25 protein-coding genes and 1 pseudogene are annotated in these 23006 nt (G+C 68.8%); 11 read left to right on the forward strand and 15 right to left on the reverse strand.

Annotated elements, in window-relative coordinates:
- Positions 1–61: 61 nt before the first annotated feature.
- Positions 62–1222 carry a mandelate racemase/muconate lactonizing enzyme family protein gene (locus LGM56_RS10875; RefSeq protein ID WP_226204539.1) on the forward strand — a complete coding sequence of 387 codons (1161 nt, stop codon included), beginning with the start codon at positions 62–64 and terminating at the stop codon, positions 1220–1222.
- On the opposite strand, the gene LGM56_RS10880 is transcribed toward LGM56_RS10875, so the two are convergent.
- Complete coding sequence (locus LGM56_RS10880) at positions 1208–1852, reverse strand: LysE/ArgO family amino acid transporter (RefSeq protein WP_226204541.1); 645 nt, start codon at positions 1850–1852, stop codon at positions 1208–1210. The genes LGM56_RS10875 and LGM56_RS10880 overlap by 15 nt on opposite strands.
- 55 nt (positions 1853–1907) lie before the next feature.
- On the reverse strand, positions 1908–2840 hold the full coding sequence (locus LGM56_RS10885; RefSeq protein WP_226204543.1) for a LysR substrate-binding domain-containing protein: 933 nt from the start codon (positions 2838–2840) through the stop codon (positions 1908–1910).
- Positions 2841–3007: 167 nt separating this feature from the next.
- Here LGM56_RS10885 and LGM56_RS10890 point away from each other — a divergent pair, with 167 nt between their 5' ends.
- From LGM56_RS10890 to scpB, 3 genes are all read left to right on the forward strand, one after another.
- Positions 3008–4330 (forward strand): MFS transporter, encoded by a 1323-nt coding sequence (locus LGM56_RS10890; protein ID WP_226204545.1) that lies wholly within the window; start codon positions 3008–3010, stop codon positions 4328–4330.
- A 61-nt stretch (positions 4331–4391) separates the two neighbouring features.
- Positions 4392–5615, forward strand: coding sequence for a CaiB/BaiF CoA transferase family protein (locus LGM56_RS10895; RefSeq protein ID WP_226204547.1), 1224 nt, complete (start codon positions 4392–4394; stop codon positions 5613–5615).
- Positions 5612–6421, forward strand: a complete 810-nt coding sequence (gene scpB, locus LGM56_RS10900) for a methylmalonyl-CoA decarboxylase (RefSeq protein ID WP_226204549.1) — start codon at positions 5612–5614, stop codon at positions 6419–6421. Before LGM56_RS10895 ends, scpB begins: the two co-directional genes overlap by 4 nt.
- Positions 6422–6539: 118 nt before the next feature.
- On the opposite strand, the gene LGM56_RS10905 is transcribed toward scpB, so the two are convergent.
- The 3 genes from LGM56_RS10905 to LGM56_RS10915 form a co-directional block, all read right to left on the reverse strand.
- The gene (locus LGM56_RS10905; protein WP_089494254.1) at positions 6540–7079 is read right to left on the reverse strand and encodes a chromate transporter; all 540 of its coding nucleotides are present in this window, start codon (positions 7077–7079) and stop codon (positions 6540–6542) included.
- A complete protein-coding gene (locus tag LGM56_RS10910; protein WP_226204551.1) occupies positions 7076–7735 on the reverse strand; it encodes a chromate transporter in 660 nt (219 codons plus the stop codon). The genes LGM56_RS10905 and LGM56_RS10910 overlap by 4 nt, the downstream gene beginning before the upstream one ends.
- 402 nt (positions 7736–8137) lie before the next feature.
- Positions 8138–8893 carry a DeoR/GlpR family DNA-binding transcription regulator gene (locus tag LGM56_RS10915; RefSeq protein ID WP_089494256.1) on the reverse strand — a complete coding sequence of 252 codons (756 nt, stop codon included), beginning with the start codon at positions 8891–8893 and terminating at the stop codon, positions 8138–8140.
- Positions 8894–8974: 81 nt separating this feature from the next.
- On the opposite strand from LGM56_RS10915, the gene LGM56_RS10920 reads away from it, so the two are divergent.
- The 5 genes from LGM56_RS10920 (at position 8975) to LGM56_RS10940 (ending at position 11978) form a co-directional block, all read left to right on the forward strand.
- A complete protein-coding gene (locus LGM56_RS10920) occupies positions 8975–9574 on the forward strand; it encodes an NUDIX domain-containing protein (protein WP_089439421.1) in 600 nt (199 codons plus the stop codon).
- Positions 9571–9951: a DUF4406 domain-containing protein gene (locus LGM56_RS10925; protein WP_226204553.1), complete on the forward strand. Its 381-nt coding sequence runs from the start codon at positions 9571–9573 to the stop codon at positions 9949–9951. The genes LGM56_RS10920 and LGM56_RS10925 overlap by 4 nt, the downstream gene beginning before the upstream one ends.
- A gap of 192 nt (positions 9952–10143) precedes the next feature.
- Complete coding sequence (locus LGM56_RS10930) at positions 10144–11016, forward strand: SIR2 family NAD-dependent protein deacylase (protein WP_089494258.1); 873 nt, start codon at positions 10144–10146, stop codon at positions 11014–11016.
- Between the two features lie 201 nt (positions 11017–11217).
- On the forward strand, positions 11218–11604 hold the full coding sequence (crcB, locus tag LGM56_RS10935) for a fluoride efflux transporter CrcB (RefSeq protein ID WP_011351225.1): 387 nt from the start codon (positions 11218–11220) through the stop codon (positions 11602–11604).
- 23 nt (positions 11605–11627) lie between these two features.
- On the forward strand, positions 11628–11978 hold the full coding sequence (locus tag LGM56_RS10940; protein ID WP_089495250.1) for a DUF190 domain-containing protein: 351 nt from the start codon (positions 11628–11630) through the stop codon (positions 11976–11978).
- Between the two features lie 22 nt (positions 11979–12000).
- Here the strand turns inward: LGM56_RS10940 and LGM56_RS10945 are convergent, their stop codons facing one another.
- Positions 12001–12564, reverse strand: a complete 564-nt coding sequence (locus LGM56_RS10945) for a YggT family protein (protein WP_006488584.1) — start codon at positions 12562–12564, stop codon at positions 12001–12003.
- 71 nt (positions 12565–12635) lie between these two features.
- On the reverse strand, positions 12636–13565 hold the full coding sequence (locus tag LGM56_RS10950) for a Rossmann-like and DUF2520 domain-containing protein (protein ID WP_226204555.1): 930 nt from the start codon (positions 13563–13565) through the stop codon (positions 12636–12638).
- A 515-nt stretch (positions 13566–14080) separates the two neighbouring features.
- Here LGM56_RS10950 and LGM56_RS10955 point away from each other — a divergent pair.
- A complete protein-coding gene (locus LGM56_RS10955; RefSeq protein WP_089494261.1) occupies positions 14081–14380 on the forward strand; it encodes a hypothetical protein in 300 nt (99 codons plus the stop codon).
- A 111-nt stretch (positions 14381–14491) separates the two neighbouring features.
- Here the strand turns inward: LGM56_RS10955 and LGM56_RS10960 are convergent, their stop codons facing one another.
- Together LGM56_RS10960 and LGM56_RS10965 are read right to left on the reverse strand one after the other, a co-directional pair.
- Positions 14492–15160 carry a LysE family translocator gene (locus LGM56_RS10960; protein ID WP_089494262.1) on the reverse strand — a complete coding sequence of 223 codons (669 nt, stop codon included), beginning with the start codon at positions 15158–15160 and terminating at the stop codon, positions 14492–14494.
- A gap of 58 nt (positions 15161–15218) precedes the next feature.
- On the reverse strand, positions 15219–16775 hold the full coding sequence (locus LGM56_RS10965) for a UbiD family decarboxylase (protein WP_089472310.1): 1557 nt from the start codon (positions 16773–16775) through the stop codon (positions 15219–15221).
- Between the two features lie 596 nt (positions 16776–17371).
- On the opposite strand from LGM56_RS10965, the gene LGM56_RS10970 reads away from it, so the two are divergent.
- Complete coding sequence (locus tag LGM56_RS10970; RefSeq protein ID WP_226204557.1) at positions 17372–18484, forward strand: transglycosylase SLT domain-containing protein; 1113 nt, start codon at positions 17372–17374, stop codon at positions 18482–18484.
- Between the two features lie 100 nt (positions 18485–18584).
- Here the strand turns inward: LGM56_RS10970 and LGM56_RS10975 are convergent, their stop codons facing one another.
- From LGM56_RS10975 to LGM56_RS11000, 6 genes and pseudogenes are all read right to left on the reverse strand, one after another.
- Complete coding sequence (locus tag LGM56_RS10975; protein WP_226204559.1) at positions 18585–19781, reverse strand: pyridoxal phosphate-dependent aminotransferase; 1197 nt, start codon at positions 19779–19781, stop codon at positions 18585–18587.
- A gap of 73 nt (positions 19782–19854) precedes the next feature.
- Positions 19855–20292, reverse strand: coding sequence for a transcription antitermination factor NusB (gene nusB, locus LGM56_RS10980; RefSeq protein ID WP_021157083.1), 438 nt, complete (start codon positions 20290–20292; stop codon positions 19855–19857).
- A complete protein-coding gene (ribH, locus tag LGM56_RS10985) occupies positions 20289–20804 on the reverse strand; it encodes a 6,7-dimethyl-8-ribityllumazine synthase (RefSeq protein ID WP_039371042.1) in 516 nt (171 codons plus the stop codon). Before ribH ends, nusB begins: the two co-directional genes overlap by 4 nt.
- A 53-nt stretch (positions 20805–20857) precedes the next feature.
- A complete protein-coding gene (gene ribBA / locus LGM56_RS10990) occupies positions 20858–22000 on the reverse strand; it encodes a bifunctional 3,4-dihydroxy-2-butanone-4-phosphate synthase/GTP cyclohydrolase II (protein ID WP_089439431.1) in 1143 nt (380 codons plus the stop codon).
- Positions 22001–22195: 195 nt separating this feature from the next.
- Positions 22196–22714, reverse strand: a complete 519-nt coding sequence (locus LGM56_RS10995) for a DUF1993 family protein (protein WP_069247362.1) — start codon at positions 22712–22714, stop codon at positions 22196–22198.
- Positions 22715–22907: 193 nt separating this feature from the next.
- Positions 22908–23006, reverse strand: a pseudogene (locus LGM56_RS11000) (riboflavin synthase); the annotation flags it as partial.

The following is a 23006-nucleotide window of genomic DNA, read 5'->3' on the forward strand; positions in this document are numbered from 1 at the left end:
TACGGCCGCATCGCGTGCCTCATGCGCCAGCGCGTCGGCTGCCACCTTCGGAACCCCGACCATGCGCATCACCGCGATCCACGAACGAGCGATTCCCGTGTCCAGCTATGCCGATCCGGCGATCCCGTCCGGCGGCCTGACGACGAGCGTTGTCGCGGTCACCACCGACGTCGTGCGCGATGGCCGCCCGGTGACAGGCTACGGCTACGCGTCGATCGGCCGTTTCGCGCAGGGCTGCCTGATTCGCGAGCGGTTCGCGCCGCGCCTGCTGGCCGCCGCCGACTCACTCGCCGACGAAGCCGGCACGAACCTCGACCCGTTCCGCGCGTGGCGCGCGATGATGGCCGGCGAAAAGCCCGGTGGGCACGGAGAACGATGCGTCGCAGTCGGCACGCTCGACATGGCGATCTGGGATGCCGCCGCGAAGATCGCCGACCTGCCGCTCGCCCGCTTTCTCGCCGACCGACTTGAACGCACGGCCGCCCCACGCGTGCATGTGTACGCCGGCGGCGGCTACCGCTATCCGCACGACGATCTCGCGCGTCTGTCGGACGAAATGCGCCGCATCGCCGATCTCGGCTACACGCACGCGAAGATCAAGATCGGTGGCGCGGATCTCGATCAGGACCGCAGGCGCATCGAAGCGGCCGCCACGCAACTGGCGGACAGTTCGCACCTCGCGGTCGACGCGATGAACACGTACGACGCGACGACCGTAGAAGCCGCCGCCGCGATGCTCGCGCCGTTCGATCTCTGGTGGTTCGAGGACATCTGCGATCCGCTCGACCTGCCGCTCCAGGCGGACATCGCCGCGCGCTACGCACCGCCGATCGCGGCTGGCGAGGCGCTGTTCTCGCTCGCGGAAGCGAAGCTGCTCGACCGCTACGGCGGCCTGCGCCCCGAGCGCGACGTGCTCGTATTCGATCCGGTGCATGGCTACGGGCTGCCGGGCTATCTGCAGATCGTCGACCACTTCGCATCGCGCGGCTGGCGGCGCGATGCGTTCTGGCCGCATGGCGGCCACCTGTTCTCGCTGCACGTCGTCGCGGCGCTCGGGCTCGGCGGCGCGGAAGTCAGTCCGTTCGCGTTTCATCCGTTCAGCGGACTGGCCGATGGCGCAAGCGTCGACGCCGGATACGCACGCGTGCCGCAAGCGCCGGGCATCGGCTTCGAGCTGCACGCCGGCGCGCACGACGTGTTTCGCACGTTATCGAGCCGCTGACGCCCGCAGTGCATCGATCGCGAAACGCACCGCGAAGCCCAGCATCATCACCGCGACGAAGCAATCGAGCATGCGCCATGCGAGCGTGCGGGCGAACCACGCGCGGCATGCGCGGGCGCCATACGCAAGCATCAGGAACCAGGCGAGCGAAGCCGTCATCGCGCCGATCGCAAACGGCGCGCGCGCGGCGGGCGTGTGGCTCACGATCACGGTGCCGAGCAGCAGTACGGTATCGATCCACGCATACGGATTGAGCAGCGAGACGGCGGCGGTCGCGAGCACCGTGCGCGAGCGCGTGGGTTCGCTGCCCGTGCGCGGACCGTCGACGTGCTCGGGCCGTCGTCGCCGGATCGCCGAGCGCAGCGCGAGCAGGCCATAGCCGGCGAGATACGCGATGCCCGTCCACAGCGCGGCCGACACCACGCCAGGATGTCGCGACAGCAACGACGACAACCCGCGCGCGCCGAGCGCGATCAGCAGCGCGTCGCTGCCTGCACAGACGAGGGCGATGGAAAGCAGATAGGGGCTCGAGATCGAGCGCTTGATGACGAAAGCGTCCTTGGGGCCGACGGACGTGAACAGTCCGGCGCCAAGCAGCAGGCCTTCGGTGAAGGCAGAGGTGTCGAGCACGAGCGGGCCGACAACCTCTTAAGCTGAACCGGTGATGGTTACGATGAACGAAACGTTAAGGGGCGCCCGGGGGCGTTGTCAATGCCCACTCGGGCCGCTGCCCGAGCGTGTCGAACAGCCGGACGATCTCCGCTTTCACCTTCTGCACCGCGTTGCTGACGAGCGCCGTATCGTGCCAGCACAGCGACAGGTCGCGCACGAACAGCCGGTGCGCGACCGTCGACAGCTTGAGCTTGCGCTCCTCGATCTCGACGTGCGCGGCCGTCCACGGCAGGATCGTCACGCCGAGCTGCGCCATCACGGCCGCGAACAGCAGCCCGGTCGAGCTCGCCTCGAAGCTGATCTCGTACGACAGCCCGGCCTCGCGCATCGCCCAGTCGACGCGGTTGCGGATCGTGTTCGGCGCGCTCGGCAGCACGAGCGGCATCCGCGCGATCGCGTCGAGCGGCACGGGATCGTCCGGCACCGGGAACCCGGGCCACGTGATCAGGTACAGCGTTTCCGTCAGCAGCCGGTGGACCGCGATGCCGCGCGTGTCGACCGCGTCGACGACGATCGCGAGATCGAGCCGCGTGCGTTCGAGCAGCGTGTCGAGATCGGCGCTCGGCGCCTCGATCAGTTCCAGCATGATGCCGGGGTAGCGGTCGCGCACCGCGCGGGCGAGCGGGATGGCCAGCACGCGCGCGGTGCTCGACGGCATGCCGACCGTCACGCGGCCCTGCGGCGTGTCGGCATCGCGGCGCAGCAGCTCGCGCGTGCCGTCGGCCTGGCGCAGCAGCTCGAGCGCGTGCTGGTACAGCGTGCGGCCGGCGGCGGTGGGCGCAACGCCGCGCACGCTGCGTTCGAGCAGCTGCATCCCGAGATCCTGTTCGAGATTGCGCATCTGCTGGCTGACCGCCGGCTGCGCGACATGCAGCGCCTCGCTCGCATGCGTGACGTTGCCGCATTCGACGACCTTCACGAAATAGCGCAACTGCCTCAAGTCCATCGCCGTCTCCCGATTCGAGCCATAAGCCAATCCGATCGAGCAAGATGAATATCATATTTTTCCCCGATCGATGGTGTTTCTATACTCGTCTCACAAAAGAGCCAGCCTCCCGGCCATCCCGGACCGGACGCGGCAAAAGCGCCGGCCCCGCCGGCAAGGAGACGAAGATGTTCAAGGCGATCGACGCGCCGGCGGCCGGCGCGAAGCCGCGGCGTACGCCGCTCACGCGCGAGCAGGTCAAGGGCTTCTGGGCCGTGTATGCAGGCTGGGTGCTCGACGGCGTGGATTCGGTGATCTATGCACTGGTGCTGATTCCCGCGTTGACCGAGTTGCTGCCGGCATCCGGCATCGCGGCGACGCCCGCGAATCTCGGGATGTACGGCTCGATCCTGTTCGCGTTGTTCCTGATCGGCTGGGGGCTGTCGTTCATCTGGGGGCCGCTCGCCGACCGCTTCGGCCGCGTTCGTACGCTTGCCGCGAGCATCCTGATCTACTCGGTGTTCACCGGCGCGGCCGCGTTCGTGCACGACGTGTGGGCGCTGGCCGCGTGCCGGCTGATCGCCGGGATCGGCGTCGGTGGCGAATGGGCGCTGGCGGGTACCTACGTCGCGGAGAGCTGGCCGGAAGACCGCCGCAAGATGGGCGCCGGCTACCTGCAGACGGGCTACTACTTCGGCTTCTTCATCGCGGCGTGCCTGAACTACACGATCGGTGCGACCTACGGCTGGCGCGCGATGTTCCTGTGCGGCCTCGCGCCCGCGTTGCTCGCGGTGTTCACCGTGATGCGCGTGAAGGAGCCCGGCCAGTGGCGCCGGCATGACGCCCGCGACGGCGACGTGGCCGACGCGCGGCGCGCGCATCCGCTGCGCGAGATCTTCGCGCCGGCCTTTCTGCGCCGCACGCTGACGAGCGCGAGCCTCGTCGGCGTCGCGATCGTCGGGCTGTGGGCCGGCTCCGTCTACGAGGCGAGTGCGGTCAGCACGCTGGCGGCGCGTGCGGGCATCGACCACATCGGCGCGATGCGGCTTGCATCGATCGGCGCGGCGATCCTGTCGTGCGCGACGATCGGCGGCTGCCTGGTGGCGCCGTGGCTGTCCGAGCGGCTCGGCCGGCGCACCGCGCTCGGCGTGTATTTCGCGGGCATGGCCGCATCGATCGTGTTCGCGTTCGGCTGGGCGTTCTACCAGCCGAACGGGCTCGCGGCGTTCATGGTGTCGCTGGCGTTCCTCGGTTTCTTCGGCGGCAATTTCGCGATTTTCTCGCTGTGGCTGCCCGAGCAGTACCCGACGCGCGTGCGTGCCACCGCGTTCGCGTTCAACGCGTCGGTCGGCCGCTTCATCGGCGCGGGCGTGAACTTCCTGCTCGGCGCCGCGATACACGGCTACGGATCGCTCGGCGTGCCGGTCGCATGGACCGCGGCCGTGTTCGGGCTCGGCATCCTGATCCTGCCGTTCGCGGTCGAAACGCGTCACCAGACGCTGCCCGAATGAGCGGCGCGCCGCGAACGCTCGCCATCCAGCCACACCCAGTCATCAATATCAGGAGTCCGGAATGCAGGCATTACAAGGAATCAGGGTCGTCGATCTGAGCCGCGCGCTGTCGGGGCCGTTCTGCTCGATGGTGCTCGCCGATCTCGGCGCCGACGTGATCAAGGTCGAGTCGGGGCCGCACGGCGACATGAGCCGCGCATGGGGGCCGTTCGATCGCGGCGTGAGCACGTACTACCTGTCCTGCAACCGCAACAAGCGCGGCATCTGCGTGGATTTTCGGCAGCCGGCCGGCCTCGACGTCGTGCGCCGGCTGATCGCGCAGGCCGACGTCGTGATCGAGAATTTCAAGGCGGGCACGATGGACGCGATGGGGCTCGGCTATGCCGCGCTGAGTGCGCGCGATTCGCGGCTCGTGATGGGCAGCGTCACCGCGTTCGGCCCGCGCGGCCCGTTGCGCGACTGGCCGGGCTTCGACCAGATCGCGCAGGGCTATGCGGGGCTGATGAGCCTCACCGGTTTTCCCGACGGCGAGCCGATCCGCACGGGCACCGCGATCGGCGATCTCAGCTCGGGGATGTGGGTCGCGACCGGCGTGATGGCCGCGCTCTATGAGCGCGAGCGCACCGGGCGCGGGCAGCATGTCGGCACGTCGCTGCTCGAAAGCCTCGTTTCGCTGCTGAGCGTGCACGGGCAACGCTACCTGAGCCTCGGCGACGTGCCGCGGCGCACCGGCAACGCGCATGCGGTGATCGCGCCGTACGGCGTGTTCGAGACGGCCGACGGGCCGCTCAACCTCGCGCCGATCACGACCGACATGTGGCTGCGGCTGTGCCAGTTGCTGGACCTGCCCGAGCTGCCGAACGATCCGCGCTTCGCGACCAACGATGCGCGCGTCGCACACCGCGACGCACTGAAAGCGTTGCTCGAAAGCCGGCTGCGCACGCGCAGCAAGCGCGAATGGACGCAGCGTTTCGTCGACGCCGGGCTGCCGGCCGGGCCGATCAACACGCTCGACGAAGTGTTCGACGACCCGCAGCTCGCGCATTGCGGGCTGGTCGAGCCGGTCGCGCATCCGACGCTCGGCACGCTGCGCCAGGTCGTCACGCCGCTCGGCGGGATGGGCGACGACATGCCCGCGCCGCGCACGCGTCATGCGCCGCCGCTGCTCGGCGAGCATACGGTCGACGTGCTGCGCGAAGCGGGCTACGGCGACGACGCAATCGACGCGCTGCTGGCCGAGCGCGCGATCTTCCAGGCGGAAGCGCTGGCGGAGGCCGTGCAATGAGCGACACGACGAAACACGAAGGGGCGTCGAACGTGTCGGTCGACATGATCGGCGAGCGGATCGCGCGCGTGCGGTTCGCGAATCCGGCGCGACGGCATGCGCTCGACGCACCGTTGCTCGATGCACTTGTGGCGCACCTCGATGCACTGGCCGAACACCGTCCGCCACCCGTGGTGATCCTGTCGAACGACGGCAGCGGCGATGTCTGGAGCGCGGGGCATGACCTGCGCGAGCTGGCCGACGATCGCGATCCGCTCGCCTACGGCAAGCCGCTCGAACGGGCGCTGCGGCGCGTGCGGACCTATCCGGGTGCGGTGATCGCGGCGGTGTCGGGTTCGGCGTGGGGCGGGGCGGTCGATCTCGTGATGAGCTGCGACCTGGTGGTAGCGGCGCGCGACGCGCGTTTCGCGATGACGCCCGCGAACATCGGCCTGCCGTATTCGACGAGCGGCCTGCTGCGCTTCTACGACAACCTGCCGATCCACGTGCTGAAGGAGATGTTCTTCTGCGCGCAGCCGCTCGATGCGGAGTGCGCCGCGCATCACGGGCTCGTGAACCGGCTGGCCGACGCGGGCGGCGTCGACGATACGGCGCTCGACGTCGCGCGCACGATCGCCGCGAAGGCGCCGCTCGCGGTGTACGCGGTGAAGGAGCAATTGCGCGTGCTGCAGGACGCGCGGCCGTTGCCGGCCGATGCGTTCGAACGGATTGCCGAGCTTCGCCGGCGAGCGTGCGAAGGCGCGGATTTCGACGAAGGGCTGCGTGCGTTTTCGGAACGCCGCGCGCCGGTGTTCCGCGGCGTCTAGGCGATGGGGTGTGCGAGCGGGCGCGCAAGCGGTAAAAAGCGTACGGACGCGCTCGTGTCGTTGTGCAGGTAGCGGTTGTGTCAGGCGCGGCCGCCGTCGCGTGCCGCGTCGCCGTGCATCACATGCCGAGTGCGTGCACGCCGACGAGCAACAGCGCGCCGATCGCGATCAGCAGCAGCGCGTGAATGCGCGTGTAAATCACGCACAGCGTCGACGCAACCGCGATCGCGCGCGCGGCCCAGCCGCCGTCGAGCGCCTGCAACAGCACCCACACCGACGCGAGGATCATGCCCGCCGCGACCGGGCGCAGGCCGGCCTCGAGCGCGATCTGCCAGCGTGCGCCCTGGTGCCGCCGCCACAGATGCGCGACGCCGTAGATCAGGAACGCGGTCGGGCCGAACAGCGCGAGCGTCGCGATCACCGCGCCCCAGAAGCCGGCCACCTGCCAGCCGATCAATGTTGCGAGCAGCGAGCCGGGGCCCGGCGCCATCCGCGCGATCGCGAAGTCGTTCAAGAATTGCGTGGCGGTCATCCAGTGATGCACGTCGACGACCTGGCGCTGGATGTCGGCGATGATCGCCTGTCCGCCGCCGATCGTCGCGATCGACAGCGGCGCGAACACGCCGAACAGCGCGGCGTAGCGTTGCGATGCGGTCATCGCGTGTCGCTCCCGGCCGGCGTCGCGGCCGCGCGGCGGTATTCGAGCGCGACGCTCAGCGTGCCGCCGACCAGCACGGTCCACACGAGCGGCCAGTGCAGCACGGCGACCGATATGAACGTGAGCGCCATCACCGCGAACGGCAGCGCGCGACGCGGCAGCCGGCGCACGGCCGTGATCGCCATCGAGATCGACAGCCCGATCGCCGCGGCTGCCGCGCCGGCGAGCGCGACATGCGTGAGCGGAAAGCGCGTGAGGGTCGAGAACGCGATGCCGAACAGCACGATCAGCACGGCCGGCGGCGCGATGATGCCGGTGAAGCCGGCCACCGCGCCGCGCCATCCGGCGAGCCGGTAGCCGATCCAGATCGCGAGGTTCTTCACGTTGACGCCCGGCAGTGCCTGCGACAGCGCGAGGCCGTTGAGGAAGGCTTCCTCGTCGAGCCAGCGCCGCTCGTAGACGAAGTCGCGCATCATTCGCCCGCTGAGCCCGCCGCCGAAGCTGGTCAGGCCGATCTGCGAGAACGCGATGAACAGCGCGAGGACGCCGGGCGGCGGCGCGGCGCCTGCAGGCGGTGCCGGCGAGGGGGCGGCGGAGGGGGCGGCGGAGGGGGCGGCGGAGGGGGCGGCGGAGGGGGCGGCGGAGGGCGGGGGCATCGGGCGGGCGGCGCGTGACGGTTGGGCGGTCGCTCATGTTAGCAAGCGGACCCTGTCAGCACGCTGACAGGGGCTCGGTGGTGACACGATCCGCGCTCGAGGCCGAGTCGACGGAGGTGTTCCGGCACGATCGATGTACCCGCGCATCCGATGCGCTCCGGCGTTCCGGCACAGCCACATATCCACCACATTCGCGCATCCGGGACATCCGGCACATCCGATGCATTCCTTCAGCACTTCCGGCACCGCCGTACATCCGCACCCCGTCGCCGCTACGCGCGTACTATCGTCACCCCTGCCGCCTTGATCTGCTTCGTCAACGTGGCGTCGGTTTCCTTTTCGATCGCCACGATATGCGTCAGCGTGATCCGCAACTCCCCTCGCGGGTGCATCCCGTCGCCGCTACGCGCGCACGACCGTCACCCCCGCCGCCTCGATCGGCTTCGTCAGTGCGGCGTCGGTTTCCTTTTCGACCACGACGGTATGCGCCAGCGTGAGCTCGCCGATCACGAACTGCGACGCCGCGCGCAGCTTCGACTGCGACGCGAGCACGACCGTCTCGGCCGCGCGTTCGGCCAGCGCGCGCTTGATCGCCGCTTCCTCGAAATCGCCGGTGCTGAGCCCCGCGACCGGATGCACGCCCGTGACGCCCATGAAGTACAGGTCCGCATGGATGCGCGCGATGCCCTCCATCGCCGCCGCGCCGACGGCCACGATCGAATGCTTGTAGAGCCGCCCGCCAATCAGGATCACGTCGATCGACGGATGCGCGGCGAGCGCCACCGCGACACTCGGACTGTGCGTGACGATCGTCGCGCGCAGGTCGGACGGTAACTGGCTGACGAGCAGCGCCGAGGTGGTGCCGCCGTCGACGATCGCCACTTGCCCGGGCGCGATCATCTCCGCGGCCCGCCGCGCGATGCGCCGCTTCTCTGCCGTCTCGAGCGCCTCGCGCTGCGCGAACGGCGCAACGGCGGGCGATGCCGGCAGCGCACCGCCATGCACGCGCTGCAGCAGCCCCTCGGACGCGAGTTCCCGCAGGTCGCGGCGGACCGTGTCTTCGGACACGCCGAATTGCGTGCTCAGTTCGACCGCCAGCACCTGGCCGTCGCGCGCGAGTGTGTCGAGGATCGCTTTCTTGCGTTGTGTCGTCAGCATCGCGTTTGCACGAATTTTCTTGAAGTTGCACGAATATGCACGTTACCATGAGCGCCGTCTTTTGTCGAACCGGAGGCTGGGATGGCTGCAACGCGGGACCGTGTCCGCATCGTCGATACGACGGTGCTGTCCGATGACTGGTATGTGCTGAAGAAGGTGACGTTCGATTTCCTGCGCCGCGACGGAACGTGGCAGCGCCTGAGCCGCGAGACCTACGATCGCGGCCATGGCGCGACGATCCTGCTGCGCAATGCCGGGACGGGCGACGTGCTGCTGACGCGGCAGTTCCGGATGCCGGCGTTCGTCAGCGGGCATGACGGCATGCTGCTCGAGGCCGCCGCCGGCCTGCTCGACGACGCGACGCCCGAAGCCCGCATCCGCGCGGAGGCCGAGGAGGAAACCGGCTACCGCGTGCGCGGCGTGCGCAAGGTGTTCGAGGCGTTCATGAGCCCCGGCTCGGTGACGGAGAAGCTGCATTTCTTCGTCGGCGAATACGATGCGTCGCTGCGCACCGGCGACGGTGGCGGCGTCGCGGAAGAGGGCGAGGATCTCGAGGTCGTCGAGATGCCGCTGCAGGCGGCGCTGGACGCGATCGAGCGCGGCGAGATCGTCGATGCGAAGACCATCATGCTGCTCCAGTACGTCGCGCTGCGGGAAACCGCCGGCGCGCGCACGGCATGACGCCGCTGCTCGTGCTGGTCGCTGGCCCCTATCGCAGCGGCACGGACGGCGACCCCGCGCGCATCGCCGCTAACCTGCACCGCCTGGAGGAAGCGGCGCTTGCCGTGTATCGCCGCGGGCACGTGCCGATGATCGGCGAATGGGTGTCGCTGCCGCTCGCCGTCGCGGCCGGGTCGCGACAGGTCGGCGACGCGATCAGCGAGACGTTCCTGTATCCGGCCGCGCACCGGCTGCTGCGCCGCTGCGATGCGGTGCTGCGCATCGACGGTGCGTCGCGCGGGGCGGACATGGACGTCGGTCTTGCACGGCAGCTCGCCAAGCCGGTCTATTTCGCGGCCGACGACATTCCGGTCGCGCAGGACGATCCGGATAGCTGAACAGGCGGGCAGGCGGGCAGGCGGCCAGCCGAAGCGCCGCCCGCCGCCCCCGGCATCGGCCGGCTGACTGCATCCGTCGCGGCGGGGCAAGCAGCAGGTCAAGCCGTTGCATTGCGCACGCCGCGCCGCACGCGAACCGGCGTATGATCGCGACGCCACCCGCGCACCGCCCGACGCTACCGCCGCCCCATCATGCCGTTCTCCGATTCCGCTGACGCCACCGCTGCGGCTGCCGCCGCGCAATTGCCCGCCGATCTCGTCGCTGCCGCCGTCGCCGCGCTCGCGCGTGCCGATGCCTTGCTCGTGACGGCCGGCGCCGGTATCGGCGTCGATTCCGGGCTGCCCGATTTTCGCGGCACGGACGGCTTCTGGCGTGCGTATCCGGCGCTGCGCCACGAGCGTTTCGAATTCCACGAGATCGCCTCGCCGCACGCATTCCGCGCACGCGCGCCGCTCGCGTGGGGCTTCTACGGGCACCGTCTCGCGCTTTACCGCGCGACGGAGCCGCATGCGGGCTTCGCGATCCTGCGCCGCTGGATCGACGCGATGCCGAACGGCGGCTTCGTGCTGACGAGCAACGTCGACGGCCAGTTCCAGAAAGCCGGCTTCGATCCGGCACGGATCGTCGAGATCCACGGTTCGATCCACGCGATGCAGTGCCTGCGCCCCTGTTCGGACGACACGTGGGAGGCGGCGCCGTTCGTGCCGGACGTCGACGAAGCCACCTGCCGCCTCGTCGGCGACATGCCGCGCTGCCCGCATTGCGGTGGCCTCGCGCGGCCGAACATCCTGATGTTCGGCGACACCGGCTGGCTCGGCGCGCGCTACGACGCGCAGGAGCGTGCGCTGGAAGATTGGCTCGCGCAGGCCGGGCGCGTCGCCGTGGTCGAGATCGGTGCGGGCACCGCGATTCCGACCGTGCGCCTGCTGAGCGAACGACTCGGCGCCGATGTGATCCGCATCAACGCACGCGAAGCGCATGCCCGCCGGGCGGACGTGATCGGCCTGAAGGGCGGTGCGCTGGCGACGCTGAGCGTGCTCGACGCAGCCTGGCAACGCGCGTGAGCCTGCGGGCGGACTCACGACCCGAACGTCCCGAACGGGCCGGCGTCCCGCAGGTGGTCGCCGTTGCAGGTGCGCGGCGAATCCGCATACAGTTCAGCGTGTGCCGCCCGCGCCCGCGCCATCGGCGTCCGGGAGCGGACCTCGCCCCGGGCAACCGGGGCCGGCGGCTGACTCCAGCCGCATCTTCGACCCGGAGCGCCCTTGTTCTATTCGATCGTCGCGATCTTCGTCGGCGCCGGGCTCGGCGCGTTGCTGCGCTGGTTCCTGAGTCTCGCGCTCAACGAATTCTTTCCCGCCGTGCCGCTCGGCACGCTCGCCGCGAACCTGATCGGCGGCTACGTGATCGGCATCGCCGCCGTCGTGTTCACGACCCGCGTCGGGTTGCCACCCGAGTGGCGGCTGTTCGTGATCACGGGCTTTCTCGGCGGCCTCACGACGTTCTCGACCTATTCGGTCGAAGTGATGACGCATGCGGTGCAGGGCGAATTCGGATGGGCGTTTGCGGTGGCTGCCCTACACTTGACTGGATCGTTCGCGCTGACGGCGCTCGGCATGTGGACCGCGCGCGCGTGGCTCGCGGCGGCCTGAGCGCGCCGCCATCGGAGGGTGCGATGGACAAGATCTTCCTGCGCTTCTATGTGCACGAGAAGCACCGGCTGCACTGGAAGCCGCTGTGGGAATGGCTGCTGGAGGAAGCGAACCGGATGGGCGTCGCGGGCGGTTCCGCGTTTCGCGCGATGGCCGGGTTCGGCCAGCATCGCGTGCTGCACGAGGACCGCTTCTTCGAACTGCAGGGGTCGCTCGCGATCGAGATCGAATTCATCGTCACCGAGGACGAGGCGCAGCGCTTGCTCGAGCGGCTGTCGCACGAGAAGGTGCGCGTGTGCTACGCGATGATGCCGGCGCGCTTCGGCGTGATCGACACGCTCGGCGGACCGCCGGCGCAGGGGCCGGCGGCGTAGGGGGGCGACGCTAGCGTTCGCGTCAGATGCCGAACATCGTCAGCGACACGGCGGCGCGCGTGACGATCATCAGCAGCACCTGCACGATCACGAACAGCAGGATCGGCGACAGGTCGATGCCGCCGAGGTTCGGAATGACGCGGCGCAGCGGGTTCAGGAACGGCGCGGTGAGCTGGTAGAGGATCGGCATCGCCGGCGAGCGCGGGTTGAGCCACGACAGCAGTGCCATCAGGATCGTCATCCAGATCACGAGGTTGAGCGCCCACTTCACGACGGTGAGCAGCGCGACCACGACGAGCGTCGCGATCACCGCCGCCGGATCGAAGCCGGCCATCACCACCATCAGCACGACGTAGACGAGCGCGGTGAGCAGTGCGGCGACGACGCTGGCCCAGTCGATGCCGCGCACGCCCGCGATGACGCGGCGCAGCGGCAGCACGAGCCAGTTGGTCGCCTGCAGCACGGCCTGCGTGACGGGGTTGTACGGTGGCACGCGGACGGCCTGCATCCAGACGCGCAGGATCAGCGCGGCGCCGAACAGCGTGAAGACGGTATTGAGCAGAAAACGGGCGATCTCGCCGAACATCGTTGGCATCCTTTTTAGTCAGTAGCGTGCGGCCGCCAACGCCGGATGGCGGCGCATCGGCCGACACATTATCACGCCTCGTCTTGCGACGGGGAGGGGGGTGCGGCGGTGCGCGCGAGCGACGTTTCGACGGCGTCGGCGAGCGCCGGCAGCGATGCCGGCGGCGTGGCGCGCTGCGCCGCGAGCGCGATCGCGCGGCGGGTCAGCAGCGCGTACAGCGTCGCGTGATCGCCGCCGCGCGTTTCAAGCAGTGCCAACTGGCGTTCGACGATGCCCGTGTCGCCGCGCGATACCGGGCCGGAGAGCGCGTTCGCGAGCCCCTTGTCGCGCGCGGTTTCGATCGTGCCGGCCAGCATCGGCAGCAGCGCGCGCAGCGCGGCGTCTTCGTCGAAACCGAGGCCGCGCCACAGCTCGACCGCTTCCGCCAGCCCGCACAGCGCGAAGCTCGCCGCGTAGTGCGCGGCTGCGTGATAGAGCATCCGGCCGCCGGCCGGAATCGACAGCGGATGGCAGCCGAGTGCGGCAGCAAGTCGCAGCAGCGTCGCGTGCAACGCGCCGTCGGCTTCGATCGTGACCGAGCAGCCGTCGATGCGGGCGAGGTCGGCGTCGGTGCCGCCGAACAGGTAGAGCGGATGGAAGCCGCCGGTGGCCGCGCCCTGTCGCTTCGCCGGGTCGAGCAGGGCGACCGCCGACGCGCCGCTGCAGTGAACGACGGCCTGCTGCGCGGCGCGCGACGCGTCGAGGCGCAGCGTCGCGGCGGCCGACGCGAGATGGTCGTCGGGCACGGTCAGGAAGATCAGGTCGGCGGCGTCGGCAACCTGCTGCGGGGTGTCGACCGCCTGGCAGCCGTCGAGGCGCGCGGCGAGCGCCGCGGCCGACGCGGGCGTGCGGCTCGCGATCGCGACGACCGGAAAGCCGGCCTGCGCGAAGCGCTGCGCGACGCAGCGCGCGAGACGGCCGGCGCCGATAAAGCCGAGGCGGGGTGTGTCGGGAGCGGACATGGCGGCGGGTGTAAGCGAAAACGAAGCAGCCGCCAGTATCGCAGGAATGACAGCCGGGCCGCGAAAGGGCAGTTTCTGTGCGCGCACGTGGCTGGCTTAACGGCATGCGCGCTATATCGGCAAGTGTTTCACCGCCCGGCACACCGTCGATTCAAGATCGCGGAACCTGACCCCGAAACATATCGTCCCTGTATCCGGCTTGAAATGTCGGCATCTTGTCTCAAATTTGTAATCGTTCATTACGGTTGCGTGCCCGCTGCGCGCGCCGTATCCGGTAAGACTGACCGGCGATGATGTTGCGACCCGACTCGTCGGACGGAATCGCGCGACCGGCAAGGGTCGCCGCAGGCGCCGCGAGCCATGCCGCACGGCGGCCTCGCCCGCGTGCAATTGCAATTTGCAACAAATGCACGACACGCGCGGGGCGGGTTTTCGCTACATTGCTTCCATGCGACGTGCACGCCCGCCGTTGCCGACAGGGGCGCATAAATTACCGCTCCAGCAGGAGAATCGAAGTGAAAAAGCTCATTCCGTTCATCGCCGCCGCCGCGCTGGGCCTGGGTGCCGCAAGCGTTGCGCAGGCTCACGTGTCGATCGGGGTCGGCATCGGTATCCCGGTCGCGCCCGCGTATCCCGTCTATGCACCGCCGCCGCCCGTGTACTACGCGCCGCCGCCTCCGCCCGTCTATTACGCTCCGGCGCCGGCCTACTATGCGCCGCCGCCCGCCGTGGTCGTCGGCGGCTACTATGGCCGACCGTACTGGCATCATGGCTACTATGGTGGCGGCTGGGGCCATCACGGCTGGCGTCGCTGATTCGTGCCGCGCGGCCTGGCCGCGCGTGGCAAAACGGCGCAACGTCCCGCGAGGGACGCTGCGCCGTTTTTTCTTGGGAGCCGCCACCAGACGTCGGTAGGCCGACTCCGATTACACCGCGTGCACGATCAGGTCGCGGTAGCCGCCGACGATCACGCTGTACGAGAAATACGCGAACAGCAGCGCCGACGCGATGTGACACGCGCGCATCAGCCCGGCGCCCGCGCGCTTGCGGCCCTGGCTTGCGAGCGTGCACATGAAGAGTGTCCACGCGAGGCCGCCGAGGAAAAAGCCCGACAGGAATACCGATGCGGTGGCCGGCGTGGTCGCGCCGGCCTTCGCGATCAGCGCGCCGCCGACCGCCGCGAACCACAGGATCGCGCTCGGCGACGACATCGCGAGCAGCATCCCGCGCAGGAAACTGCGCCGTGCGCTGGCGCGCGGCGGCGGCGTGTCCGCGGCATCGTCGCCGGCCGCCTTGGTCGGCGTGAGCGCTTCACGCGCCATCTTCCACGTGAGGAACAGCAGCACGGCGCCGCCGCCGATCCACACGATCCAGCGCACCGGCTCGAACTGCAGCAGCACGGCCATCCCCGCCAGCGCGAGCGCTGCATAGACGAGATCGCCGACGCACGAGCCGATGCCGAGCCAGAAGCCCGGCCGGAAGCCGTGCGACAGCGTCAGCGACAGCATCGCGACATTGACGAGGCCGATGTCGAGGCACAGCGACAGCGACAGAAAGAAGCCGTCGGACAGCATGGAGGCGGGCGGAAAGGTCATCTGCGTTGTTCTTGTAGCGGCGACAGTCCACGGGCCGGCAGGCGCCGGCCGCAGGGCGTCAGAGACCGATCTCCTGCCAGAGCCGGTCGACGCGCGCCTTCACGGCCGCATCCATCTCGATCGGGCGACCCCATTCGCGGCTGGTCTCGCCGGGCCACTTGTTGGTCGCGTCGAGGCCCATCTTCGACCCGAGGCCGGCCACCGGCGACGCGAAATCGAGATAGTCGATCGGCGTGCTGTCGACCATCACGGTGTCGCGCACGGGGTCGACGCGCGTCGTGATCGCCCAGATCACTTCCTTCCAGTCGCGGATGTTCACGTCCTCGTCGACCACCACGATGAACTTCGTATACATGAACTGCCGCAGGAAGCTCCACACGCCGAACATCACGCGCTTCGCGTGGCCCGCGTAGCTCTTCTTCATCTGGACGATGGCCATCCGGTAGCTGCAGCCTTCGGGCGGCAGGTAGAAGTCGGTGATCTCGGTGAACTGCTTCTGCAGCAGCGGCACGAACACCTCGTTGAGCGCGACGCCGAGCACTGCGGGCTCGTCAGGCGGCTTGCCCGTGTAGGTCGAGTGGTAGATCGCATCGCGGCGCATCGTGATGCGCTCGACGGTGAACACCGGGAACCACTCCTGCTCGTTGTAATAACCGGTGTGGTCGCCGTACGGGCCTTCGAGCGCGTGCTCGTACTTGGCGGACGCATTGCCGGCCGGGCGCGGCGGTGCGCCGGCCGGAGCCGGGGCAGGGCTGCCTTCCTGCGGATAAATGAAGCCCTCGAGCACGATCTCCGCGCGCGCGGGCACCTGCAGCGTGTCGACGCCGGGCGTCAGGCACTTCGCGAGTTCCGTGCGGCTGCCGCGCAGCAGGCCGGCGAACTGGTATTCGGACAGCGAATCGGGCACTGGCGTCACGGCGCCGAGCGTCGTGGCCGGATCGGCGCCGAGCACGACCGCGACCGGGTACGGCTTGCCGGGGTTCTGCAGCGCAAATTCGCGGAAGTCGAGCGCGCCGCCGCGATGCGCGAGCCAGCGCATGATCAGCTTGTTGCGGCCGATCAGCTGCTGGCGGTAGATTCCGAGGTTCTGCCGCGACTTGTTCGGCCCGCGCGTGACCGTCAGGCCCCACGTGACGAGCGGCCCCGCGTCGCCGGGCCAGCAGGTCTGGATCGGCAGCCGGTTCAGGTCGACGTCGGCGCCTTCCCAGACGATCTCCTGGCACGGCGGCGACGACACCGATTTCGGCGCCATGTCCCACACGGCCTTCGCGAGCGACAGCAGCTTGCCGGCGTCCTTCAGGCTCTTCGGCGGATCGGGTTCCTTCAATGCGGACAGCAGGCGCCCGAGATCGCGCAGCGAATCGAGCGCGGCGTCGTCGCCCGCATCGACGCCCATCCCGAGCGCGACGCGGCGCGGCGTGCCGAACAGGTTGCCGAGCACGGGGAAGTCGTAGCCGGTCGGCGCGTTGAACAGCAGCGCAGGGCCGCCGGCGCGCAGCACGCGGTCGCACAGCTCGGTCATTTCGAGCACGGGCGACACGGGCTGCGTGACGCGCCGCAGTTCGCCGAGCGCCTCGAGGCGCTGAATGAAATCGCGTAAGTCTTTGTATTTCATGAAGAGGGTCCGGGCCACCCGCCAAGCGGGCAGCGATGGGTGGGCGCAGCGGCCGGCTGCGACCCCGATTCGACCGACGATTTTACCCGCGCGGCCGCATGCCCGCCCGGCGGAGAAAAAAGTCGACCGCGCGCAAACCCCCTACGGCACGGGGATTGCGTTCTGAAGAGTGCCGGTAAATTACTTTTTGTTATGATTTCAATGTTTTATAGTGTTGACGATCTATAAAACCCTGCTAGAATCCGCTCACATTGGCTGCAGGGTAAAAGGCTTCGAGCCGCCAATCACCGATCTTTGACGCAGCGCGTCACCGTCCGCCGAATCCTGCACGGCGTATCCGACGGCCTTAGTCGTAGTCCCGGCCAGCGCCACCAGACGCTGGTTTTTTGCGTGGGTGCCACCGCGTATGCCCGCCTCGCCCAATGTGCGAAGGTGCCGGCCCTCTTACACCGTGGCCTCGAACGGTACTTATACCGTTTCCCCGATGTCTGCACGCCCCAACCAAAGCGTGCGGCGTCGTGATTCCGCGGCGCGTTACCTGTCTCGCCATCGAGCTGAGCGAGCCGCACGAGTCATGTTCATGGGAGATGATCTGAATGAACGCTTGGTTATCGTGGCGTCCTAGTGAGCAGCATGCGCAATTCGTGCGCAGCATGCTGCGTCGCGGGACGCGTGTCAGTCACCATCTATTCAGCGTTGTCGGCTGTCTCGCCGTCGCAGTTGCGCTTGCACTGTGGCTGCTGCCAACCGTCCGCGGCACGCTCGCCGCGAAGCTGATGCCGGTCGTATCCGCCGCCGTGCAAGCCGGCCCGGCCCGTCTGCTGACCGGCCATCCGCTGCCGAACTTCGCGCCCGCCGGCGCGCAGTCGCAGCAGGAAGAGAACAGCCCCGAAACGGACGCACTTGCGGTCGGCCTCGACGTCGCACCGGAAGCCGCCGCCGCGCAGGGCGATGCGTCCGATCCGGCCCGCAACGGCCCGTCGCCCGTCGCGCTGGCGAAGCTGATCCCGACCCAACGCGTGGCGGCCGATGCGCGTGACGACCGTGCGCTCGCATCGAATCGCGAACAGGCGCTCGTCGCGACCTACCTGTCGCGCCGTTACCGCGTTGCGCAGGAGCCGCTCGGCCAGCTCGTCAAGGCTGCGTTCCAGACCGGCCGTGACGTCGGCCTCGATCCGCTGCTGCTGCTGTCCGTGATGGCGATCGAATCGGGCTTCAATCCGTACGCCGAGAGCGGCGTCGGTGCGAAGGGCCTGATGCAGGTCATGTCGAAGGTTCATTCCGACAAGTTCGAGTATTTCGGCGGCACCGATACCGCACTGCAGCCGCTCGCGAACCTCCAGGTCGGCGCGCTCGTGCTGAAGGACTGCATCGCGCGCGGCGGCTCGCTTGCGAACGGCCTGCGCCTGTACAACGGCTCGACGAACCCCGACGACAACGGCTACGGTTCGAAGGTGATGGCCGAGCGCGGTCGTCTGCGTGACGTCGCGCGGGGTCGTAGCGTACCCGTCAATGCGCCGCAGGCGCCGGCGAAGCCGATCGTCACGGCCGCCGCCGTGACGGCAGCCGCAGGCGGCGCGAAGCGCGTGCATGCGACGCTCGAAACGGCGGCGAAGTCGACGGCATCGAAGGAAGCCACGTCGCAGGACGACGCGAGCGTCGATACCGCGAAGCAGCCGCATGGCGATCGTTCGGAGCTTGGCGCGTAACTCACGCACGGCTCCAGCCGGCAAGACATGAAAGAGGCACCCGAGTCGGGTGCCTTTTTGCTTTTGCGGGGTGCGGAATGGCCGCCGCGCCGGCCGCGTGTCAGCGCTGCCCGAACAGCGTCGCGAGCCGGTCGACCGCTTCCTCGAGCCGCGAGTAGGCCGTCGCATAGGACAGGCGGATATAGTCACGCGGTGCATGGACACCGAAGTCCATGCCGGGCACCAGCACGACGCCCGCGTCGTGCAGCATCGCCGTCGTGAGCGCGGCGCTGTCGCCGGCCGCCGGGTGGGCGACGCCGCCGCAGTGCGCATACACGTAGAACGCGCCGTCCGGCATCACGGGCACCGTGAAGCCGAGCCGTTCGAGCGCCGGTGCGATGAAATCGCGGCGGCGCTTGAATTCGAGCCGGCGGGCTTCGTAGATGTCGAGCGCGGCCGGCTCGAAGCACGCGAGCGCCGCGTGCTGCGCGAGCGCGGACGGGCAGATGAACAGGTTCTGCGCCAGCTTCTCGAACGTGCCGACCAGCGCGGGCGGCACCACCAGCCAGCCGAGCCGCCAGCCCGTCATGCTGAAATACTTGGAAAAGCTGTTCACGGTGACGACGTCGTCGCCGAACGACAGCGCCGACACGGGGGCCGCGTCGTAGCTGAGCCCCTGGTAGATCTCGTCGACGATCGTGAAGCCGCCGCGTGCGCGCACGGCTTCGACGATCCGTTTCAGTTCGTCGGGTTCGAGCGACGTGCCGGTCGGGTTCGACGGCGACGCGAGCAGGACGCCGCGCGTGCGGTCGCCCCAGCGTGCGCGGACGTCGTTCTCGGTGAGCTGGAAGCGCGCATCCGGGCCGCTCGGCACGAGCACCGCGCGGCCTTCGGCCGCGGCGACGAAGTGCCGGTTGCACGGATACGACGGGTCGGGCATCAGCACCTCGTCGTCACGCCCGACGAGCGCGAGGCACGCGAGCAGCAGCGCGGCCGACGCGCCGGCCGTCACGACGATCCGTTCCGGACTGATCGTGAGGCCGTACGCGCGTGCGTAGTGCGCGGCGATCGCCTCGCGCAGCGGTGCGATGCCGAGCGCGCTCGTATATTGGGTGACGCCACGGCGCAGCGCGGCCGCGGCCGCTTCGACGACCGGCTCCGGCGCAGTGAAATCCGGCTCGCCGATGCCCATGTGGATAACGTCGCGCCCGGAGGACTCGAGACGCTGTGCCTCCTTCATCAGTTCCATCACGTAGAAGGGCTGGATCGCGTCGACGCGTGCGGCGAGTCTGACGAGCGAATCGGTGGCGGTATTCATCGGGCGGGCAGGGCGAGGGACGCGGGGCAAAAGAAAAAACGGGCGCATGCGCGCCCGTTCCGGACCAACGGGTTCAGCCGTTGCGGCGCGCCTGCGTTTCGGCGGGGCGCAGCTTCGCGGCGAGCTTGTCGAGTACGCCGTTCACGTACTTGTAGCCGTCGGAGCCGCCGAACGTCTTCGCGAGTTCGACAGCTTCGTTGATGATCACGCGGTACGGCGTTTCGACGTGGTGCGTGAGCTCGAACGTGGCGATCAGCAGCACGGCGCGTTCGACCGGCGACAACTGGTCGATCGGGCGATCGAGCGACGGCGTCAGCGCTTCGACGAGCGTGGCGTGCTCGCGGATCACGCCGTGCAGGATCGCGTCGAGCAGCTCCTTGTCGGCCTTGTCGTAACCGAGCGCGCCGCGCAGTTGCGCGTCGATCTCACCGGAGGACGCGTTCGACAGCAGCCACTGGTACAGCCCCTGCGTCGCCAGCTCGCGCGATTGTCGGCGGGCGCTCTTCTTCATGCGCGCTCCTCTTCGTCGTCTTCCTCTTCTTCGTCCTCGTCGTCATCGCCGAGCTGGTCGAGGGCCATCGTCAGGTTGGCCATCTCGACGGCGACGCGTGCGGCGTCACGACCCTTTTCGGTCATGCGCGCGACGGCCTGCTCGTCGTTTTCGGTGGTCAGGACCGCGTTCGCGATCGGCAGGTTGAAGTCGAGGCCGATGCGGGTGATGCCCGCGCCGCTCTCGTTCGACACGAGTTCGAAGTGGTAGGTCTCGCCGCGGATCACCGCGCCGAGCGCGATCAGCGCGTCGAACTGGCCGCTTTCCGCGAGCTTCTGCAGCGCGAGCGGGATTTCCAGCGCGCCGGGCACCGACACGAGCAGCACGTCTTCACCGGTGACGCCGAGGCGTTCCAGTTCCTCGACGCACGCGTCGGCGAGGCCGTTGCACACGGGCTCGTTGAAGCGCGATTGCACGATGCCGATACGCAGGCCGTCGCCTTCGAGATTCGGTTGGTATTGTCCGATTTCCATGATCTTGTCCGTGGTGTGGATGAACGGTTATAGGGCGAAAGCGCCGTGGCGGGTTACGCGTTGGACGCCGGGCAGGACTTGGCTTCGCCGCCGGGCATCGGAATGAAGCCCGTGACTTCCAGGCCGTAGCCGGACATGCTGCCCAGCTTGCGCGGATTCGACAGCACCTGCATCTTGCTGACCCCGACATCGCGCAGGATCTGCGCGCCGATGCCGAACGTCTTGAAATCAACCGGCCGGCGCTTGAGCACAGCGGCCTTTTCTTCCTCGTCGAACGCCTTGAAGACGTCGATCAGGTGTTCCTTCGTGTCGCCGCAGTTGAGCAGCACGATTACGCCGAGGTCGCGCTCCGCGATCTCGCGCATTGCGGCGTCGAGCGTCCACGAGTGCGTCGACACGCCTGTCTCGAGCAGGTCGAGCACCGACAGCGGCTCGTGCACGCGCACCGGCGTATCGACGTCCGGCGACGGCGTGCCGCGCACCAGCGCGATGTGCGGCGAGCCGCTCGGCTGGTCGCGGTACAGCACCGCGCGGAACGTGCCGTGCGCGGTCTGCATCGTGCGCTCGGCGATCCGCTCGATGATCGATTCGGTGCGGCTGCGGTACTGGATCAGGTCGGCGATCGTGCCGATCTTCAGGTTGTGTTCCTGCGCGAACTCGATCAGGTCGGGCAGGCGCGCCATCGTGCCGTCGTCCTTGATGATCTCGCAGATCACCGCGGCCGGCGTGAGGCCCGCCAGCGCGGTGAAGTCGCAACCGGCCTCGGTGTGGCCCGCGCGCACGAGCACGCCGCCCGGCTGCGCCATGATCGGGAACACGTGGCCCGGCTGCACGATGTGCTCGGGGCGCACGTCATGCGCGACCGCCGTGGCGATCGTGTGCGCACGGTCGGCGGCCGAGATGCCGGTCGTCACGCCTTCGGCCGCTTCGATGCTGACCGTGAACGCGGTGCCGTACTGCGTGCCGTTGCGGTAGGTCATCAGCGGCAGGTGCAGCTGCTTGCAGCGTTCCTGCGTCAACGTCAGACAAACCAGGCCGCGGCCGTACTTGGCCATGAAGTTGATCGCTTCCGGCGTGACGAATTCGGCGGCGATCACGAGGTCGCCCTCGTTTTCGCGGTCTTCTTCGTCGACCAGGATCACCATCCGGCCGGCTTTCAGCTCGGCGATGATGTCGAGCGTGGAGGCGAGCGTCATAAGGGGGCGTGAAAGAGGAAAGTGCGTATTTTACGCCAGCCGGACGACGTTTCGGCTGGCGGGGACCGCGCGCGCCCGGCGAGCGCTCCGGAAAGCGCTGCGGCCGGCCTGCGCGTCAGGCCTGGCGGGGCCGCCGCGCATTGGCTGCATGCGCGTGCGGACGGTGGCGCGGGCAGGGCTTTGCCCGGCCGCGCGTCACGCGTGCTGGTCGCGCCCGCCCAGGTAGTCGAGCTTGCCGAGCTCGACGCCGCTGTGGCGCAGGATGTCGTATGCGGTCGTCACGTGGAAGAAGAAGTTGGGCAGCACGAAGTTCAGCAGGTACGACTGGCCGGTGAACTCGATCGGGCCGACGCGCATCTTCAGCACGATCTGGCGCGCCTCGCTGCCGTCGATCTGAGCGGCGTCGAAGCTTTTCAGGTAGTCGATCGTCTTCTGGATGCGGGCGTGCAGTTCGTCGAAGGTCTGCTCGACGTCCGGGTAGCTCGGGATTTCGACATCGGCGAGGCGCGCGGCGCAGCCTTTGGCCGTGTCGGTCGCGATATAGACCTGGCGGACGAGCGGCAGCATGTCCGGATACAGGCGGGCGCCGACGAACACGGACGGATCGATCTGCTTTTCGGCCGCATGCGCCTGCGCCTTGCCGAGAATGTGCTGAAGATTGGTCAGGCCACGAATCAGGACAGGCACCGAGGCCTGATACATCGAAATGGACATGGGGACGACTCCTTGAGGAAGAGGGTGACCAATAGCGGCCGCGCCGTGCGTTGCGGCGCCGGAACCGCCGTCGTCGCATCTTAGCGCGGCGGCATGGCCCGTGCGCGTCGTTGGCCATTCGGCCAGCTGTCGGGGCAGGTGGGCGCGCGACGAGCGCACGCGTCGGGGCTTCGACCGGCGACGCGCGGCGCGAAATGGGATGGGGGATCAGGTTGATCGAGAACGCGCAGCCGCCCGCGCGATCGTCGATCGTGTTGACGGTCAGGCTTACGCCGTCGACCGTGATCGATCC

It is taken from the genome of Burkholderia sp. AU38729, assembly GCF_020419725.1.
Lineage (GTDB): Bacteria > Pseudomonadota > Gammaproteobacteria > Burkholderiales > Burkholderiaceae > Burkholderia.

What these genes read in the sequence shown, in the direction of transcription:
- LGM56_RS10950 (WP_226204555.1), bottom strand. Translation starts at nt 13,565, where the DNA reads ATGTCCGCTCCCGACACACCCCGCCTCGGCTTTATCGGCGCCGGCCGT.
- LGM56_RS10975 (WP_226204559.1), bottom strand. Translation starts at nt 19,781, where the DNA reads ATGAATACCGCCACCGATTCGCTCGTCAGACTCGCCGCACGCGTCGAC.
- LGM56_RS10910 (WP_226204551.1), bottom strand. Translation starts at nt 7,735, where the DNA reads ATGCCCCCGCCCTCCGCCGCCCCCTCCGCCGCCCCCTCCGCCGCCCCC.
- LGM56_RS10930 (WP_089494258.1), top strand. Translation starts at nt 10,144, where the DNA reads ATGCCGTTCTCCGATTCCGCTGACGCCACCGCTGCGGCTGCCGCCGCG.
- scpB (WP_226204549.1), top strand. Translation starts at nt 5,612, where the DNA reads ATGAGCGACACGACGAAACACGAAGGGGCGTCGAACGTGTCGGTCGAC.
- LGM56_RS10970 (WP_226204557.1), top strand. Translation starts at nt 17,372, where the DNA reads ATGAACGCTTGGTTATCGTGGCGTCCTAGTGAGCAGCATGCGCAATTC.
- LGM56_RS10905 (WP_089494254.1), bottom strand. Translation starts at nt 7,079, where the DNA reads ATGACCGCATCGCAACGCTACGCCGCGCTGTTCGGCGTGTTCGCGCCG.
- LGM56_RS10895 (WP_226204547.1), top strand. Translation starts at nt 4,392, where the DNA reads ATGCAGGCATTACAAGGAATCAGGGTCGTCGATCTGAGCCGCGCGCTG.
- LGM56_RS10915 (WP_089494256.1), bottom strand. Translation starts at nt 8,893, where the DNA reads ATGCTGACGACACAACGCAAGAAAGCGATCCTCGACACACTCGCGCGC.
- LGM56_RS10885 (WP_226204543.1), bottom strand. Translation starts at nt 2,840, where the DNA reads ATGGACTTGAGGCAGTTGCGCTATTTCGTGAAGGTCGTCGAATGCGGC.
- LGM56_RS10875 (WP_226204539.1), top strand. Translation starts at nt 62, where the DNA reads ATGCGCATCACCGCGATCCACGAACGAGCGATTCCCGTGTCCAGCTAT.
- LGM56_RS10890 (WP_226204545.1), top strand. Translation starts at nt 3,008, where the DNA reads ATGTTCAAGGCGATCGACGCGCCGGCGGCCGGCGCGAAGCCGCGGCGT.
- LGM56_RS10965 (WP_089472310.1), bottom strand. Translation starts at nt 16,775, where the DNA reads ATGAAATACAAAGACTTACGCGATTTCATTCAGCGCCTCGAGGCGCTC.
- nusB (WP_021157083.1), bottom strand. Translation starts at nt 20,292, where the DNA reads ATGAAGAAGAGCGCCCGCCGACAATCGCGCGAGCTGGCGACGCAGGGG.
- LGM56_RS10995 (WP_069247362.1), bottom strand. Translation starts at nt 22,714, where the DNA reads ATGTCCATTTCGATGTATCAGGCCTCGGTGCCTGTCCTGATTCGTGGC.
- LGM56_RS10945 (WP_006488584.1), bottom strand. Translation starts at nt 12,564, where the DNA reads ATGTTCGGCGAGATCGCCCGTTTTCTGCTCAATACCGTCTTCACGCTG.
- LGM56_RS10940 (WP_089495250.1), top strand. Translation starts at nt 11,628, where the DNA reads ATGGACAAGATCTTCCTGCGCTTCTATGTGCACGAGAAGCACCGGCTG.
- LGM56_RS10925 (WP_226204553.1), top strand. Translation starts at nt 9,571, where the DNA reads ATGACGCCGCTGCTCGTGCTGGTCGCTGGCCCCTATCGCAGCGGCACG.
- ribBA (WP_089439431.1), bottom strand. Translation starts at nt 22,000, where the DNA reads ATGACGCTCGCCTCCACGCTCGACATCATCGCCGAGCTGAAAGCCGGC.
- ribH (WP_039371042.1), bottom strand. Translation starts at nt 20,804, where the DNA reads ATGGAAATCGGACAATACCAACCGAATCTCGAAGGCGACGGCCTGCGT.
- LGM56_RS10960 (WP_089494262.1), bottom strand. Translation starts at nt 15,160, where the DNA reads ATGACCTTTCCGCCCGCCTCCATGCTGTCCGACGGCTTCTTTCTGTCG.
- LGM56_RS10920 (WP_089439421.1), top strand. Translation starts at nt 8,975, where the DNA reads ATGGCTGCAACGCGGGACCGTGTCCGCATCGTCGATACGACGGTGCTG.